This window comes from Sulfitobacter undariae (assembly GCF_014196805.1).
Classification (GTDB): domain Bacteria; phylum Pseudomonadota; class Alphaproteobacteria; order Rhodobacterales; family Rhodobacteraceae; genus Sulfitobacter; species Sulfitobacter undariae.
Window position 1 is genome coordinate 489,834 of record NZ_JACIEI010000001.1, and the last position, 16,067, is coordinate 505,900.

The 16,067-nt window shown below is 56.9% G+C and carries 18 protein-coding genes; 10 read left to right on the plus strand and 8 right to left on the minus strand.

The genetic code is table 11. From position 1 onward, the window contains the following. Positions 1 to 2: 2 nt before the first annotated feature. The 4 genes from thrC to GGR95_RS02520 all read left to right on the plus strand — a co-directional run bounded on the left by thrC (position 3) and on the right by GGR95_RS02520 (position 4,779). Positions 3 to 1,391: a threonine synthase gene (gene thrC, locus GGR95_RS02505; RefSeq protein ID WP_184562409.1), complete on the plus strand. Its 1,389-nt coding sequence runs from the start codon at positions 3 to 5 to the stop codon at positions 1,389 to 1,391. Continuing rightward, positions 1,388 to 2,650 carry an insulinase family protein gene (locus tag GGR95_RS02510; protein WP_184562411.1) on the plus strand — a complete coding sequence of 421 codons (1,263 nt, stop codon included), beginning with the start codon at positions 1,388 to 1,390 and terminating at the stop codon, positions 2,648 to 2,650. Before thrC ends, GGR95_RS02510 begins: the two co-directional genes overlap by 4 nt. Continuing rightward, positions 2,650 to 3,234: a GNAT family N-acetyltransferase gene (locus GGR95_RS02515; protein ID WP_184562413.1), complete on the plus strand. Its 585-nt coding sequence runs from the start codon at positions 2,650 to 2,652 to the stop codon at positions 3,232 to 3,234. Before GGR95_RS02510 ends, GGR95_RS02515 begins: the two co-directional genes overlap by 1 nt. A gap of 123 nt (positions 3,235 to 3,357) precedes the next feature. After that, a complete protein-coding gene (locus GGR95_RS02520) occupies positions 3,358 to 4,779 on the plus strand; it encodes an FAD-binding oxidoreductase (protein WP_184562415.1) in 1,422 nt (473 codons plus the stop codon). A 1-nt stretch (position 4,780) separates the two neighbouring features. On the opposite strand, the gene GGR95_RS02525 is transcribed toward GGR95_RS02520, so the two are convergent. Genes GGR95_RS02525 through GGR95_RS02540 form a run of 4 tightly spaced genes read right to left on the minus strand, consistent with a single transcriptional unit; the run spans position 4,781 to position 7,472 of the window. Next, complete coding sequence (locus GGR95_RS02525; protein WP_184562417.1) at positions 4,781 to 5,311, minus strand: adenine phosphoribosyltransferase; 531 nt, start codon at positions 5,309 to 5,311, stop codon at positions 4,781 to 4,783. Next, entirely contained in the window at positions 5,308 to 5,937 is a 630-nt protein-coding gene (locus GGR95_RS02530; protein WP_184562419.1) for a LysE family translocator, read from the minus strand. Before GGR95_RS02530 ends, GGR95_RS02525 begins: the two co-directional genes overlap by 4 nt. A 12-nt stretch (positions 5,938 to 5,949) precedes the next feature. Beyond that, the gene (locus GGR95_RS02535) at positions 5,950 to 6,543 is read right to left on the minus strand and encodes a DUF2927 domain-containing protein (protein WP_184562421.1); all 594 of its coding nucleotides are present in this window, start codon (positions 6,541 to 6,543) and stop codon (positions 5,950 to 5,952) included. 56 nt (positions 6,544 to 6,599) lie between these two features. Continuing rightward, positions 6,600 to 7,472 (minus strand): S-methyl-5'-thioadenosine phosphorylase, encoded by an 873-nt coding sequence (locus GGR95_RS02540; protein WP_184562423.1) that lies wholly within the window; start codon positions 7,470 to 7,472, stop codon positions 6,600 to 6,602. A 246-nt stretch (positions 7,473 to 7,718) separates the two neighbouring features. Between GGR95_RS02540 and GGR95_RS02545 the strand changes: the two genes are divergently transcribed. Both GGR95_RS02545 and GGR95_RS02550 read left to right on the plus strand, forming a co-directional pair. Beyond that, on the plus strand, positions 7,719 to 9,389 hold the full coding sequence (locus GGR95_RS02545; RefSeq protein WP_184562777.1) for a SulP family inorganic anion transporter: 1,671 nt from the start codon (positions 7,719 to 7,721) through the stop codon (positions 9,387 to 9,389). A gap of 191 nt (positions 9,390 to 9,580) precedes the next feature. After that, positions 9,581 to 10,660, plus strand: coding sequence for a Hint domain-containing protein (locus tag GGR95_RS02550; RefSeq protein WP_184562425.1), 1,080 nt, complete (start codon positions 9,581 to 9,583; stop codon positions 10,658 to 10,660). Here the strand turns inward: GGR95_RS02550 and GGR95_RS02555 are convergent. After that, positions 10,657 to 11,262: a flavin reductase family protein gene (locus tag GGR95_RS02555; protein WP_184562427.1), complete on the minus strand. Its 606-nt coding sequence runs from the start codon at positions 11,260 to 11,262 to the stop codon at positions 10,657 to 10,659. The genes GGR95_RS02550 and GGR95_RS02555 overlap by 4 nt on opposite strands. Before the next feature lie 89 nt (positions 11,263 to 11,351). On the opposite strand from GGR95_RS02555, the gene GGR95_RS02560 reads away from it, so the two are divergent. From GGR95_RS02560 to GGR95_RS02570, 3 genes are read left to right on the plus strand one after another with little or no spacing between them, the layout of a single operon-like run. Further along, positions 11,352 to 11,837 carry a GNAT family N-acetyltransferase gene (locus tag GGR95_RS02560; protein WP_184562429.1) on the plus strand — a complete coding sequence of 162 codons (486 nt, stop codon included), beginning with the start codon at positions 11,352 to 11,354 and terminating at the stop codon, positions 11,835 to 11,837. Between the two features lie 44 nt (positions 11,838 to 11,881). Next, positions 11,882 to 12,646, plus strand: a complete 765-nt coding sequence (locus GGR95_RS02565) for an EcsC family protein (RefSeq protein WP_184562431.1) — start codon at positions 11,882 to 11,884, stop codon at positions 12,644 to 12,646. A gap of 39 nt (positions 12,647 to 12,685) precedes the next feature. Then, the gene (locus tag GGR95_RS02570) at positions 12,686 to 12,928 is read left to right on the plus strand and encodes a hypothetical protein (protein WP_184562433.1); all 243 of its coding nucleotides are present in this window, start codon (positions 12,686 to 12,688) and stop codon (positions 12,926 to 12,928) included. An 8-nt stretch (positions 12,929 to 12,936) separates the two neighbouring features. Here GGR95_RS02570 and modC read toward each other — a convergent pair whose 3' ends face one another. Genes modC through modA form a run of 3 tightly spaced genes read right to left on the minus strand, consistent with a single transcriptional unit; the run spans position 12,937 to position 15,358 of the window. Beyond that, complete coding sequence (gene modC / locus GGR95_RS02575) at positions 12,937 to 14,016, minus strand: molybdenum ABC transporter ATP-binding protein (protein ID WP_184562435.1); 1,080 nt, start codon at positions 14,014 to 14,016, stop codon at positions 12,937 to 12,939. Beyond that, the gene (modB, locus tag GGR95_RS02580) at positions 14,013 to 14,705 is read right to left on the minus strand and encodes a molybdate ABC transporter permease subunit (RefSeq protein ID WP_184562437.1); all 693 of its coding nucleotides are present in this window, start codon (positions 14,703 to 14,705) and stop codon (positions 14,013 to 14,015) included. The genes modC and modB overlap by 4 nt, the downstream gene beginning before the upstream one ends. Beyond that, positions 14,702 to 15,358, minus strand: a complete 657-nt coding sequence (gene modA / locus GGR95_RS02585) for a molybdate ABC transporter substrate-binding protein (RefSeq protein ID WP_343042031.1) — start codon at positions 15,356 to 15,358, stop codon at positions 14,702 to 14,704. The genes modB and modA overlap by 4 nt, the downstream gene beginning before the upstream one ends. A gap of 192 nt (positions 15,359 to 15,550) precedes the next feature. Here modA and GGR95_RS02590 point away from each other — a divergent pair, with 192 nt between their 5' ends. Continuing rightward, a complete protein-coding gene (locus GGR95_RS02590) occupies positions 15,551 to 16,021 on the plus strand; it encodes an NUDIX hydrolase (RefSeq protein ID WP_184562441.1) in 471 nt (156 codons plus the stop codon). Positions 16,022 to 16,067: the final 46 nt, after the last annotated feature.

Here is a 16,067-nt window from a genome sequence, read left to right on the forward strand (position 1 = left end):
CCATGCGCTATATCTCAACCCGTGGCACCGCACCGTCTCTTAGCTTTGAAGAGGCAATGCTGACTGGTCTGGCCCGTGATGGCGGACTGTATGTCCCTGAAACCATCCCGCAGCTCAGCCAAGCCGATATCGCGGCGATGGCTGGCCAATCCTATGAGGAAGTGGCCTTTACGGTGATGCGCCCGTTCATTGGGGACACTTTCACCGACGCAGAATTCCGCGATTTGATCGCCAAAGCCTATGCAGGTTTCGGCCATACTTCTCGCGCTTCGCTAAAAGAACTGGCCCCCAATCACTTCTTGCTAGAGCTGTTCCACGGTCCGACCTTGGCCTTCAAAGACTTTGCCATGCAGTTGATCGGTCAGATGTTCCAGCTGGCATTGGGCCGCAAGGGCGACCGCGTGACGATTGTCGGCGCGACATCGGGTGACACAGGATCAGCAGCGATTGAGGCTTTCCGTGGCTTGGATAACGTGGATGTCGTGATTCTTTATCCCCATGGCCGGGTGTCAGAAGTACAGCGCCGCCAGATGACTACGCCCAGTGAAAGCAACGTGCATGCGCTGGCTGTGGATGGCGATTTTGACGATTGCCAAGCGCGCCTGAAAGACATGTTCAACGATTTTGAATTCCGTGACGGTGTTAAGCTGGCGGGTGTGAATTCGATCAACTGGGGCCGTGTGCTGGCGCAGGTTGTGTATTATTTTACGTCGGCTGTGAACCTCGGCGCGCCGGATCGCAAAGTCAGCTTTACCGTGCCAACAGGCAATTTCGGCGATATCTTTGCGGGCTATATTGCCAAGCGCATGGGCCTGCCTATTGATCAACTGATCGTGGCAACCAATCAAAATGATATTCTGCATCGCTGCTTGTCGGGGCAAGGGTATCACAAAGACACTGTGCACCCCTCTATCAGCCCATCGATGGATATTCAGGTCAGCTCGAATTTCGAGCGTGCGTTGTTTGACGCCTATGACCGCGATGGCAATGCCGTGGCGCAATTGATGCAAGAACTCGGTGAGGGCGGTTTCGATGTCTCCCAAGGTGCGGCGCAAGTGCTGTCTGGGCATTACACCTCTGGCCGCGCCTCTGAGGAAGAGACAACTCAGACCATCGCTGCCACTTTGGCCAGCAGCGCAGAGCTGCTCTGCCCACATTCAGCGGTTGCAGTCAAAGTTGCAAATGAAATGCGCGACCCTGCCACGCCGATGATCACGCTGGCCACGGCCCATCCTGCCAAATTCCCAGATGCCGTGGAAGCTGCCACTGGCATTCGTCCCCCCTTGCCACCGCGTATGGCAGACCTTTATGACCGACCAGAGCGTGTGACCCGTGTGGCCAACGATCTCGACGCGCTAAAGACCCAAATCAAAGGACTGATTGCTAAGTGACCCTGCAAACGCACCGCCTCTCGAATGGCTTTCGCATCGTAACAGAATCCATGCCGGGCCTTGCCTCTGCCTCTATCGGGGTATGGGTCGGGGCAGGGGGGCGCAACGAGACGCCCGCGCAAAATGGCATCGCCCATTTTCTAGAGCACATGGCGTTTAAAGGCACCAAAACCCGCACCTCCTTGCAAATTGCTGAGGCGATTGAGGACGTCGGGGGCTACATCAACGCCTATACCTCACGCGAAGTGACGGCCTATTACGTCCGCGTGTTGGAAAACGATGTGCCGCTGGGCCTAGAGGTGATCGCTGACATCTTGCGCAATCCCATCATGGAAGAATCCGAGATCGAGGTAGAGCGTGGCGTGATCTTGCAAGAGATCGGCCAAGCATTAGATACGCCCGACGATGTGATCTTTGACTGGCTGCAAGAACAAGCCTATCGCGATCAGGCTATTGGCCGCTCCATCCTTGGTCCAGCCGAAAGAGTCTCGGGCTTTAACCGCTCGGACCTGACTGGATTTATTGACCAGTACTATGGCCCAGAGCAGATGATTCTCTCTGCCGCAGGTGCGGTGGATCATGATGCGCTGGTTGCGATGGCGGAAAAACTGTTTGGTGACATGAAGCCCAAACCGCAGGTAATCGTGCCAAACGCTGTTTTCTCTGGCGGCGAACATCGGCAGAGCAAAGTGCTGGAACAGGCGCATTTCGCGCTTGGCTTTGAGTCTCCTGGTTACCGTGCGAATGATATCTATGTCGCGCAAATTTATGCCTCTGCATTGGGCGGTGGCATGTCCAGTCGCCTGTTCCAAGAAATCCGTGAAAACCGTGGCCTGTGCTATACAATTTTTGCGCAGGCAGGGGCCTATGCGGATACCGGAATGATGACCGTTTATGCAGGCACCTCAGGCGAACAGTTGCCTGAACTTGCCAACATCACCATTGATGAGATGAAGCGCGCCGCCAGTGATATGTCACCTGCCGAAGTGGCCCGTGCACGGGCGCAGATGAAGGCGGGCCTGTTGATGGGTCTGGAAAGCCCCAGCAACCGTGCCGAACGTTTGGCGCGTTTGATCCAGATTTGGGATCGTATTCCTCCGCTGGAGGAAACTATTGCGCAGATAGATGCTGTCACGACAGGCGACGTGCGTGACTTTGCCGAACGGATGGCTGTCACGGCTCCGGCTGCATTGGCGCTTTATGGTCCGGTTGAGGATGCTCCAACGTTGGAAGCACTTGAGGCAAGGCGCGCTGCATAATGCTATCGTTGCGGCGTAAATTAAAGCTTGAGACCGAACGCATGACCTTGCGTGCGCCGATACATAGTGACTTTCGCCCATGGGTTGCTTTGCGCAGCACCAGTCAGGAATTCTTGACCCCGTGGGAACCAAGCTGGTCATCTGATCATCTGAGCCGCAAGGCGTTTTCCAACCGTGTGTATTGGGCCAACCGCTCAATCAATTCTGGCACGGCGATGCCGCTGTTTTTAATCCGCCGCAAAGATCAAATGCTGTTGGGGGCGATTACGCTGGATAACATCCGGCGCGGTCCTGCGGCGGCTGGCACTTTGGGGTATTGGATCGGCGAGACATTTGCGCGGCGCGGATACATGCGTGAGGCTATTGAAACGGTTGTGCATTACGCTTTCAACCACCTTGAGCTCAGCCGTTTAGAGGCCGCCTGCCTGCCCGAAAATGCCCCCTCACGTGGGCTGCTGGAGCGGTCGGGGTTTAAGTATGAAGGCGTTGCGCAAAGTTATCTGCAAATTGATGGCCGCTGGCGTACCCATGTTCTCTATGCGTCTTTGCGCGGTGATCGGCGTGGCAAGACATTGGCAAGCTGAGCAAAATCTTTCGCTGTCGCGGCTTGTCATAAACTGCTTTGTTCGTTCTGTTATCCCCAAGATTATGCCGCGTTCTTGCACCTTTACGCTTGCATAGGCTGCGGACGCGATGGATCATGACGTATGACACATACCCTCAATCCCGCTGATGCCAGATTTGCCGAAACCCTGCGTGCTGCCTTGCCTGATGGTACGGTGTCGGATGCCTCCGCCAGCTATCTCGAAGAACCACGCGGTGTGTATAGGGGTAAAGCCGCAGTGCTGGCAAAACCGCGTAGCACACAAGAGGTAGCAACGTTGATCCGCATGGCCGCCGAGGCCCGTGTTGGCGTGATCCCTTATGGTGGCGGTACGGGGCTGGTGGGCGCACAGGTAGACCCTGATGGGCCGCCACCGCTTATCTTGTCGTTGGAGCGGATGACTGCCATTCGCGCCATCTATCCCGATGAAAATGTTTTGGTGGTTGAAGCCGGAGCGATCCTTGAGGATGTGCAACGTGCCGCTGAAGAGGCGGACCGTCTGTTCCCGCTGTCACTGGCGGCACAAGGTTCTGCGCGGATCGGGGGCAATCTAGGTACTAATGCAGGCGGCACAGGGGTGCTGCGCTATGGCAATACGCGTGATCTGTGTCTGGGTCTTGAGGCAGTTCTACCTGATGGCCAGATATTGAACGGGCTGACGCGCCTGCGCAAAAACAACACAGGCTATGACCTGCGCCATTTGTTGATTGGGGCAGAAGGCACATTGGGTGTGATCACCGCTGCGACGCTTAAACTCTTTGCGCGGCCTGCCCAAACGGGCACGGCGTTGCTGGTGGTTGATAGCCCCTCTGCGGCGATTAAACTGCTAAGCATGGCACGCAAACATTTCGGCGAGATGGTCAGCGCGTTTGAGCTGATACACCGCCAAGGCTATGACTTTTTGACCGAAACCATGCCCGAAATCCGTCAGCCTTTTGCACTAGCGCCGGAATGGTCTGTCTTGATCGAGTTGGGGCTGGCCGCTGATATGGACCCTCAGGTGGGGCTGGCGGCCTTGTTCGAAGAAGCGGCGGAGGCAGGGTTGGTCCATGACGGGTTGATCGCGCAATCCAGCGCGCAATCCGCCGATTTCTGGAATATCCGTGAAAGCATCCCTGAGGGGAACCGGCGTGTGGGCTCAATCTGTAGTCACGATATTTCTGTGCCGCTCAGCGCGATCCCCGAGTTTATTGAAAAAGCGGGCGCGCAGATTGCGCTGATAGGGGATTTCAGGATCAACTGTTTTGGCCACGTGGGGGACGGCAATCTGCACTATAATGTGTTCCCGCACATCGGTCATAGCCGTGATGAATACGCAGACCAGCGTGAGGCGCTCAAGAACTGTGTGCATGATCTGACAGATGCTTTGGGCGGCTCTATCTCAGCCGAGCACGGCATCGGGCGGATGAAGGTCGCTGACCTTGAGAAATACGGCGATCCTGCGAAGCTGTCAGCGATGCGCGCGATCAAAGCCGCGCTGGACCCATTGGGGATAATGAATCCAGGCGCGGTTTTACGGCGTTAGATCATAACCCGTCGAATTCGCACAAAATCTGCACGTCCAAGCCCATGGCCTCCAGTTTTTTGCGGCCCCCAAGGGCAGGCAGATCAATGATAAAGCTGGTTGAGACAATCTCGGCGCCCAGACGGGTCAGTAGTTTGATACCTGCTTCTGCGGTGCCGCCTGTGGCAAGCAGATCATCAACCACCAGTACTTTTTCACCCGGCTTGATGGCGTCGTCATGGATTTCCATGGTCGCCTCGCCGTATTCCAGTTTGTAATCCTGTGACAGCGTCTTGCCGGGCAATTTGCCCTTTTTGCGGATCGGCACAAAACCGATGCTCAGTTGATGAGCGATGGCTCCGCCCATGATGAACCCGCGTGCTTCCAACCCGACAACCTTGTCGATGCGCATGCCCGCGTAGGGGTGCAACATCTGGTCAATCGCCATGCGAAACCCGCGCGGATCAGCGAACAGGGTTGTCACATCGCGAAACATGATCCCCTCATGCGGAAAGTCGGGGATGGTGCGGATATAATCAGCGATTGTTTTCATGCGGTGCCTCTACGAAGTGTTGCGGTCAGCACGCCCATTGCGACAAGAGCGCCACCGCCTGCGCGTGTGATCCATGTGATGATGCCCGGCCGTGAGATGACACGGCGCAGGCGGCTTGCGGCCAGCGCATAGGCGAAGGCATTGGCGGCTGCAAGGGTGACGAATGTGACAATCAAGATGCTGAACTGCGGCAGCAGGGCCGCCTCGGGGCGTACAAACTGCGGCACAAAGGCAATGAAAAATGCGATGCTTTTGGGGTTCAGCGCCGTGACAGCGGCAGTGTGTCCAAAGACCCGCGATGCGCTGATGGTGTCGGCATCGGGCAGCTCCAGACCCGCAGTCGGGGCAGAGCGCAGCAATTTGACACCCAAATAGATCAGATATGCCGCACCTACCCACTTAAGAAGGCTAAACAAAGTGGCAGAGGCCAGCACCAGCGCGCCCAGACCTAGCAATGAGGCAGACATCGCCACCAGATCCCCCAGCGCCACACCCGCAGCCGAGGCCACGGCGACAGAGCGGCCTTTGGAGAGTGCATAGCTGAGCACCAGCAGAACAGTCGGGCCAGGGATGAGCAGGAGGGCGATGGTGGCGGCGACGAAGGTAAGCCAGAGGTCGAAAGGCATAGCGGTGTTCCTTTAATCGCGGGGATAATGGCGGATCAAAGCCATCCTGTCCTGTATTCCAAGGGCTTTCAAGCTGTTGTCGGCCTCTTGGGACAGGATTGATCGGCTTTGGTAATAGGGATTTCGGATGTCGGTGATCAGGCCAAGGGCTTGGGTGATTTCCTCTAGCATCACGGATTCGTATTGTCGGAGGGGGATTGTGTTGGAAAAACCGATGGTTGCACCTTGTATCATACTGCCTTCAACATCTAGCGCAGTGATGGCGTTTGCCATAGTCTTTCCTGTTAGAAGGGCAGGTTGAGGGGCCTGCATCTTTTCTCCGCGGGCGGTGTCCAGCAAGTGAATTGCGATGTCTGGTTTGTCTTCAGTAGGGTGCAAGGTGATGCCCATACCGACATCGTTGAGGCGCTGCACAGCACGCTCTAAAGCTGCTTCAGCGCGCTTTAGTTTGCCGCCCAAAAAGGCAGGGGCACGTTGGACAATACCAATCGTGATGTCGGTTTTATGCCATCTGTAGAAGGGCTTGGCGCAGGGCGCGTCTGGTGGGGCAGCGCAGGCGACAAGGCGGTAAAACGCTGTGTCATCCAATGCACCAGTGCTGTCCACATAGTCTTGGGCCTGCGCGGGGAATGCCGCGCAGGCCAGTAGGATCGTCAGATGTTTCAGAGCATCCGTCCAGCAACCGCATCCAGTTTGGCCATGACCGCAGGATCACGAGCTTCGGGGCTGGTCATGATCGCGTATTCCAAAGCGCGGTCGCAACCATGCGGGCAGGGCGCGCGGGTGGCTCCCAGCAGGGCGGGAAGGCGGGCAACCAGATCACGGGCGTTGGCGGCATTTCCCTGTAATGTTTTAATGATTTCAGTAACATCCACCTCGCCGTGATCGGGGTGCCAGCTGTCATAATCGGTGATCATCGCGACAGAAGCATAACACAGCTCGGCTTCGCGGGCGAGTTTCGCTTCGGGCATGTTGGTCATGCCAATCACATCCGCGCCCCAGCTGTTACGGTACATATTGCTTTCGGCCAGCGTGGAAAATTGTGGCCCTTCCATCGCGAGATAAGTGCCGCCACGGTGCACGTTCACACCTGTTTCGCGGGCCGCAGTTTCACAGGCGTCTGACAGGCGCTCACAGGTGGGATGGGCGACACTTACATGGGCCACACAGCCTGTCCCGAAGAAGGATTTTTCGCGGGCGAAAGTGCGGTCAATGAATTGATCTACAATCACAAAATCCCCTGGTGCCATTTCCTCGCGGAACGAACCACAGGCGGAAACCGAGATGACATCGGTGCAGCCCAAACGCTTGAGCGCGTCGATGTTGGCGCGGTAGGGAACTGTTGTCGGAGAGTGCACATGGCCGCGTCCGTGGCGGGGCAGAAAGGCCATTTCAACGCCGCCCAAAGACCCTGTGAGAATAGCGTCAGAGGGGGCCCCCCAAGGGGTTTCTACGGTGGTCCATTGCGCGCCCTCAAGCCCGTCAATGTCATAGATGCCTGAGCCGCCGATTACGGCGATTTTGGTCGAGGTCATGGGGGTATCCTTTGGTCGGTTTCGAGGGATGGTGGCGCGGTGCAAAGGGTAATGCAACCAGACAATTTACACGATTTGGGGAGGGTGCCCTGCGTACACCGTCTGTACACCCCCCGTACAGCACGTGCGACGTTGCCGAAAATCAAGGGCGCGCGCCCCAGTTTTTTCTCTGCGGCTTCCTTTCTGTGTGCACATGGTCTAGGTGCAGCGCAAAGATATTCCCCCGATCCCCCCGCAGGAGAGCCTATAGTGCGTGCTACATTTCGTAATTTTACCAAAAACCTGACCCCGAAAGACGTGACCGATTTGCGTTGGATGGGCGAGGATGGTTTTTCTGTTTCGCGCATGCGGATTGAATTGCTGTCGGGCCTGACCGTGGCGCTGGCGCTGGTGCCAGAGGCGGTTGCCTTTGCCTTTGTCGCGGGGGTGCATCCGCTGGTGGGGCTTTATGCGGCGTTTTTGGTGGGGCTGATTACGGCGTTGATCGGGGGCCGTCCGGGCATGATTTCGGGCGCGACGGGTGCTTTGGCGGTGGTGATGGTGGCCTTGGTCGCCCAGCACGGGGTGGAATACCTGTTCGCCACGGTTGTGTTGATGGGGATTTTGCAAATTTTTGCAGGTGTGATGCAATGGGGCAAGTTCATCCGTTTGGTGCCGCATCCTGTGATGTTGGGTTTTGTGAACGGTTTGGCGATTGTGATTTTTCTGGCGCAAATGGGCCAGTTCAAAGTACCCGGGAGCATGGTGGATACGGGCCACGGCATGTCGGGCGGTGAATGGCTGTCTGGGACGCCGATGTTTCTGATGCTGGCGCTGGTGGCGGCGACGATGGCGATCATTTGGGTGATGCCACGGGTGACCAAGCTGATCCCTGCGCCACTGGCGGGAATTGGTATTGTCGCGGCTGTGGTGATTTTCACGGGCATGGATGTGCCACGTGTGGGTGATCTGGCCTCTATCCAAGGCGGCTTGCCGAGCTTCCACAACCCGTTTGGTACAGGTGAAGGCATTTATGGCACAGCGCTGGCGCCGATGAATCTGGAAACTCTGTACATCATCGCGCCTTATGCAGTGATCTTGGCGGCGATTGGTCTGATTGAAAGTCTGCTGACGCTGAACCTTGTGGGCGACATGACGGGCAAGCGCGGCGGTGCTTCGCAGGAATGTATCGCGCAGGGCGTGGCCAATACGGTCACGGGGTTCTTTGGCGGTATGGGTGGTTGTGCGATGATCGGCCAGTCGATGATCAACGTGAAATCCGGCGGCCGTACGCGTGTCGCGGGTATCGCGGCGGCGATGTTCTTGCTTGTGTTCATCGTGCTTGCAGCCCCGTTGATCGAACTGATCCCGCTGGCCGCATTGGTGGGTGTGATGTTCATGGTGGTGATCGGGACCTTTGCGTGGAACAGCCTGACCATCTTGCGCAAAGTGCCTTTGATTGATGCCTTTGTGATCCTTTTGGTGACGGTTGTGACGGTTTATGAGGATCTGGCGGTTGCCGTTGTTGTCGGCGTGATCGTGAGCGCATTGGCCTATGCGTGGGGCAATGCAAAGCGCATCCATGCCAAGGTAAGCACCACTGATGACGGGGCCAAAGTCTATGAGATTCAAGGCCCATTGTTCTTTGGGTCTGCGGAAGGCTTTTCGGAATTGTTTGACGTTGCGAATGATCCGGCCTTGGTGATCATTGATTTCATGGACAGCCGTGTGGCGGATCAATCTGCGTTGCAAGCGATTGAGGCGATTGCCGCCAAATATAACAGTACAGGCAAGCGGATTGAGCTGCGCCACCTGAGCCGTGATTGCCATGCGTTATTGAATAAGGCGGGCCATTTGATTGTCGATAGTGATGATGACCCAGAATATCAGGTTGCCGCGAACTATAGTGTTCAGACGGGCATTCTGGGCAGCCACTAGACCCTAGCGCGCCAAAAATACCGCACGGCATGTCTGTCTAATGAGCTGATTTGCCGTGCGGATATAGCTGTGTTTCCGATCGCTGTCGGAAATGCATCACAATTGTGACTTATAAATCTTAATTTTGACATAATTCGTATTTATTCTTAATGCTTAGAAAAAAAACAAAAAATTATTGAGCGCGAGAAAAAATGGCCTTCCTATATGTCTATAGCCCCAGTGATTTTGTCACAGGGTTGCCCAACGAATACGGTGCCAGTGCTGCCGGCAGTCCAACATTTACATTAACCTTGAAGGCCGGTGCCGTACCGACTTTGATTGAGGTGACGGATAATGACAGCAAGTTTGACGAATTAGACACGACGCAAGAGTTGACCAATGCGGTGGACATTGATGGGGTGACGTTAGCTGCTGGAACAAGCATTCACACGGCTTATGATCTGATCAACACCACCACAGGGCACAAAGTGACCAGCCTGCATTTTGGCGGGGACGGGTATCAGCAAGGGGCCGTTGATGGTTTGGTATCTACCGTCGAACTGGTGCCCGGCACAGCATATACATTCGACACCGAACGAACTTCGGTTAATCAAGAAAATTACTACGACGATTACGTAGCTTGTTTTACAGCAGGGACACGTATTGCGACGCAACGCGGTCTGGTGAATGTTGAATGTTTACGAGTAGGGGATCTGCTTGAGACAGCGGACCACGGATTTCAGCCGCTTCGGTTGGTTTTACACCGCCAAATTCCATCGGAGGAACTGCATGCCAAGCCAAACTTGCTGCCTGTCTTGATTTCCCAAGGGGCGTTGGGGATGGGGCTTCCTGTGCGTGATTTACAGGTTTCACCGCAGCATCGGTTTGTCGCCAATTCTCCTATTGTTGCGCGGATGTTTGACCAAGCCGAGGTCTTGGTGGCGGCTAAGAAGTTGACGGCATTGTCAGGCATCTATGTCGACAAGAACGTCGAGGATGTCACTTATTTTCATTTGGTGATGGACCGCCATGAAATTCTGTTTGCAGAAAACGCCCCAACCGAGAGCTTCTATAGTGGGCCAATGGCGATTGCTGGCCTAAGCGCAGAGGCGCGCGATGAGATGGAGGCGATTTTTCCAGAGCTGTTGGACGTTGAAACGCTGCCTTGTGCGGTGCGCGAAATGCCGAGTGGCAAGCTACAGCGCAAATTGGTGGAACGGCATTGCCGCAACGAAAAACCTGTTTTCTTCGCTGCGGAATGGTTTCCAAACACGATGGCCAAAGCGTCTTAATCGTCCGGGCGGATGATCTCGAACACGTCGCGCACGGCGGTGTAGTCGCGGTATCCCAAACGGCTGAGCGGGACATAGCGGGTCACGTCATAGCGGCCTTCGGCCAGGCAATCATCGCGGATGTGTACGCCGATGACTTCGCCAAAGCAGACAAAATTTGCAGCGCCTTCGATTTGCACGATTTGGGTCATGCGGCACTCAAACGCGGCAGGGGCATTGCCGACACGGGCGCAGGCGATTTCACCGCATTCGGCTTTTTCAATGCCTGCATGGGCGAATTCGTCGGTGCCATGGGGTAATGTGGCGGATGATTTGTTCATGGCATCAGCGGCGGCATATTCTACGACATTGACGCAAAACACGCCTGTTTCGCGGATATTGGCGATGGAATCTTTGGTGCCGTCCACATCGTCTTTCACCCCTGTTGAGGCAAACATGACTTGCGGCGGGACATAGGCCACAGCGTTAAAGAAGGAATAGGGGGCGATGTTGTCACGGCCTTGGGCGTCGCGGGTGGAAATCCAGCCGATGGGGCGGGGCGTGACGATGGCGTTGAACGGGTTATGCGGTAGGCCGTGGCCATCTGCGGGGCGATAAAACATGTGGTGCGCCTTTATTGTTGCGATTGAAAACAGAGCTAGCGCCATGATAGGGCGCTGACCAGTAGAAAACCCGTTGGAGTATTGCGCCTGTGTACGACCTAGCCGCTGAGGCGCCTGAGGACCTTTGGGAGGTTGAGGCGCTGTATGATACGTGTTTCGCCCCCGGACGCACGGCGCTGTCCTCGTACCGATTGCGCGAAGGTGTGCCCCCTGTCGCGGGGCTGAGCATGGTTGCGCGGGATGAATTGGGGATTCTGGCAGGGGCAATCCGGTTTTGGCCCGTTCTGGTGGGCGGGCATCAGGCGTTGTTGTTGGGGCCAGTTGCGGTGCATCCGACACGGCAAGGCGAAGGGCTGGGTGGTTTGTTGATTGAGACATCGCTGGCGCAAGCAGGGCCGCAGGGCTGGGACCGTGTGATGTTGGTGGGCGATGCGCCGTATTACTGTCGCTATGGGTTCACGCGGCTGGAGGATGTGATCATGCCGCCTCCCACCAACCCCGACCGTGTGTTGGGCCGTGCATTGAGCGAGGCTGCGTGGGATGGTATTACCGGAGAGGTGACGCGGGTGTGTTGAAATTGGCATCACATCGTCCCACATTGAATGTGAAGGAGATTTAGATGCCCCAAGAAAAGCTGCCTGTTAAGATTGACGTAGAAGCCGAGTTGGAAGCGATTGCACGGCGCTACAAAGGCGCAAGTGGTGTCGGGATCAGCGTTTTGAACCTGATCGGCGGTCATGCAGAAAGCCTGTTGGATAAGTTGCCTGCCAAGGTGCGCAACCAGCTGGACAGTGCGACTGAACGGGCGTTGAACCATGCGTTGACAGCGGCCCATAAAAGCCGTGGCCATGTACCCGATCAGGCATCTTGGTTGAACTCGGCTGTGTCAGCGGCGTTGGGTGCTGCGGGTGGCGCGGGGGGATTGCCCACAGCTTTGGCTGAATTGCCTATCACCACGACGCTTTTGTTACGGGTGATTGAGGGTGTTGCGGTTGAATACGGGTTTGATCCTGAATCGGAATCTGTGCAGTTTGACTGTGTGCGGGTGTTTTCTGCGGCGGGGCCTTTGGCGGATGACGATGGATCGGATCTGGCGTTTTTGACAACACGGCTGGCGTTGTCGGGCAAGGCTGTGCAGGCGATCGTCCACAAAGTTGCGCCCAAGCTGGCGGTTGTGATGGGCCAAAAACTGGCTGCGCAAACGGTGCCTGTGTTGGGTGCGGTTGCAGGGGCGGCGACGAATTACGCCTATACCAGCTATTATGAAGACATGGCGCATGTGCATTTTGGGCTGCGCAAGCTGGCGATTGATGCGGATATCGTACCAGAAGAGTTGAACAAACGTTTGGCGCAAAAGATGCAGGCGATTACCTTGCGGGAGTGATGCAACTAGGTCATCATGAGCGGATTAAGGGAGTTTGTTATGATCCGTTCGTTTGTTTTTCTTGTTGCCCTGAGTGTCGCCGCTTTGCCAGCCAGTGCCGAAGTCCGTTTTGGCAAAAATGTCCGCGTGGGCGGGCATGATGCATCAAACCAGACCTTTGATAAGAACAATCGGGGTAAATATATTATCCACGATAAAGAGCCCAAAAATCCGGGCTGTGTGATCCGCAAGAATAAAGACGGCTCACAGACCAAAGTCTGTAATCTCAAAAAGAAAAACTAGAATAACCGCTAGTGGCCGATGCTTTCGGGGGCCACGGTGGTGGCTTGGAACACCGCAAACACCTGAGCGCCCTCGTGTAGGCCAAGCGTGGTCACGGCGCGGCGGGTAATACGGGCCAGCAGGATATCTGTGCCCGCTTGTAGGGCTACGGCAACACCCGGGCCGGTGCCTTGGCGGATGCTTTGTACTGTGACGGGCAGGACGTTTAGCGCGCTCAGACCCTCGGGGCGCTGGGTGGCCAGTAACACATCTTGGGCCATGATGCGCAGGCGCACACGGCTGCCTACGGCGGCTTGAACGCCTGGCAGCTCTAGCATACCTGCGCTGATGCGCAGTTGCGACAGGCCGTCATCGGCGTGGCTGATGACTTCGGCTTCGATCACCGCGCCTGCCTCGCGCACACCCAGCAACGGCACGGCGGCAGGGTCTGCCATGACATCGCGCAGCGGGCCTTGGGTGGCGATGCGCCCCTCTTTGAGCAGCACCAGCGTATCCGCGAGGCGGGTAATTTCATCTACCGCGTGGCTGACATAGATGATCCGCAGACCTAGCGGGCCATCGCGCAGATGCTCAAGGTAGGGCAGGATTTCCTGTTTGCGGGCGCCATCGAGGCTTGCCAGTGGTTCGTCCATCAGCAACATGCGCGGCGCGCTGAGCAAGGCGCGGCCAAGGGCGACCCGTTGCTTTTCGCCGCCCGACAGGGTCGCGGGGGCGCGGGTCAGAAGGGGCGACAGGCCCAGCAAATCAATCACATCAGCGCGGGGTGTTTTCACGCCGCGTGGGGCGTAACGCGTGCCAAAATCAAGGTTTTGCGCGACATTGAGATGGGGAAACAGGCGGGCATCTTGGAACACTGCGCCAAAGCGGCGTTTATGCGGTGGGATGTGGATGCCGCGTGCGGTATCCATCAGGGTCTCACCGTCGATCTCCAGCAGCCCTTCGTCGGGCCGCAGCAGGCCAGCCACAGCATTGATCACGGTGCTTTTGCCAGCGCCCGAGCGGCCAAACAGGGCAGTAATGCCAGCGCCTGCTGTCATCTCCATATCAAGGGTGAAACCGCCGAAGCTATGTTTGAGGCGCAGCTTCATGCGGTGCCTGCAATGCGTGCCGCGACGCGGCGGGCAAGGAATTCTGAAAGGAAAACCGCCCCCAAGGCGACAGCACAAGACAACAGTGCCATCGCTGCCGCAGCGCCTTCACCGCCCGGGATTTGTAGGGCCGTCCAAATGGCGATGGGCAGGGTTTGGGTTTGGCCCGGAATGTTGGCGACAAAAGTGATGGTTGCCCCGAATTCGCCCATTGCCTTGGCAAACCCCATGACCGCGCCTGCAAGGATGCCGGGGGTGATTAGGGGCAGGGTAACGCGGAAGAATATACCGATGCGCGATGCGCCCAAAGTGGCTGCTGCTTGCTCCAGCTTGGGGTCCACGGCCTCAATCGCGAGGCGCATGGCGCGGACCATCAGCGGAAAGCCCATGACAATCGCGGCCAGCACCGCGCCTGTCCATTTAAACGCCAGTGTCAGGCCGATGGCCCCCAGCGCGGCCCCTGCAGGTGCATTGGGGGAAAAGAGAACCAGCAGGATATACCCCGTCACAACAGGCGGCAGGACCAGTGGTAAATGCACCAGCGCGTTGAGCAGCGATTTGCCCCAAAAATCACGCCGCGCAAGTATCCATGCCATCCATAAGGCAAGCGGCACAGCGATGAACGTGGCCCAGAGCGCCACCCATAGCGACAGGCGCAAGGCATCCCAAGCCACGGCGTCCAGCGTCATGGGGCAAAGCCGTGTTTGGCAAAGATCGCAGCAGAGGCGGGCGTGGTCAGCCTATCCAGAAAGGCGCGGCCTTGGTCCGTCACTGCGGCGGCGGGATAGCGGATCGGGGCGTGGGCCTGCGCGGGGATGGTGTAAAGGATGCTCACCCGTGGTTCAGATAGGGCATCGGATGCATAGACCACGCCCAAGGGGGCCGCACCTTGGGCGACAAGGGCCAGTGCGGCGCGGACATTATCGGTTTCGGCCAGATGTGGTTCCAACGTTTCCCATGCTTTGGCATAGATCAGCCATTCTTTGGCATAGGCCCCTGCGGGGACCGCATCACGCTGCCCGATGGCCAGACGCCCGCCGTTCAGGGCAGCCAGCAGGGATTGATCAAAAGGCGGCACAAGGGGGGCTGCGTCTTTGGCGCCAACCACAACAAGCTGGCCACCGGCGATGTCACGCAGAGTGTCCGATTGGATGGCGCCACGTGCGGCCAGCCAATTCGCCCAGTCGCGGTGCGCCAGAATGATGACATCTGCGGGGGCCCCTGCGGCGACCTGCCGTGCAAGCGTGCCGGAGCCTGCAAACGATATGGTAACCTCTGAGTCGTAAAGTGAGGCGATCTCGGTCAACGCGCCGCGCAGAGAGGCTGCCGCGAACACGGTCACGGGCTGCGCCTGAGCGGGCAGGGCAAGGCATATCAGAGTGGTGAGAAAAGTTAAAAACTGGCGCATATCATGGCGACTATCCGCGAAGCAGCACGGGCCTGCAAGTGGTTGGATACACAGGCTGGATTTCTTGACATTTTCTGTCTAGTAGGCATCAATAATTTGCATGTGGGTGGAGATCCCTGAGGACATATGGTTACGCAGTTACCGATTTCGTTGCATGGTGGCGCAAAAGGCAGCGCCCGCACCCAGTTCGCTGGGCTATGTTGGCGTGTCCGTCGCGGCAAGGTCCAGATATTGCTGATCACCTCCCGGCGACGCAAACGGTGGATCGTGCCCAAAGGTTGGCCAATGGAGGGTAAAACACCTGCGGAATGCGCGCTGACCGAGGCGTGGGAAGAAGCAGGGGTGATTGGTATCGCCAGCGACGCGTGTATCGGTGTTTATTCCTATGCCCGTGTGCGGGAGGGCAATGATAGTTTGCCGTGCCTTGCGATGCTGTATCCGCTTCAAGTGAAATCCCTGCAAAATGATTTTCCTGAAATGCGACAGCGCCGCCGCAAATGGGTATCGCGCAAAAAAGCCGCCAGAATGGTCGATCATATCGAACTGAAAAAACTCATTCTCGGGTTTACACCGCCTGTTCAAGCGCTGGCCGCTTGACCTTAGGTGCCTTGATGGGACATCTTGTTTAAAATCCGTCACTTCA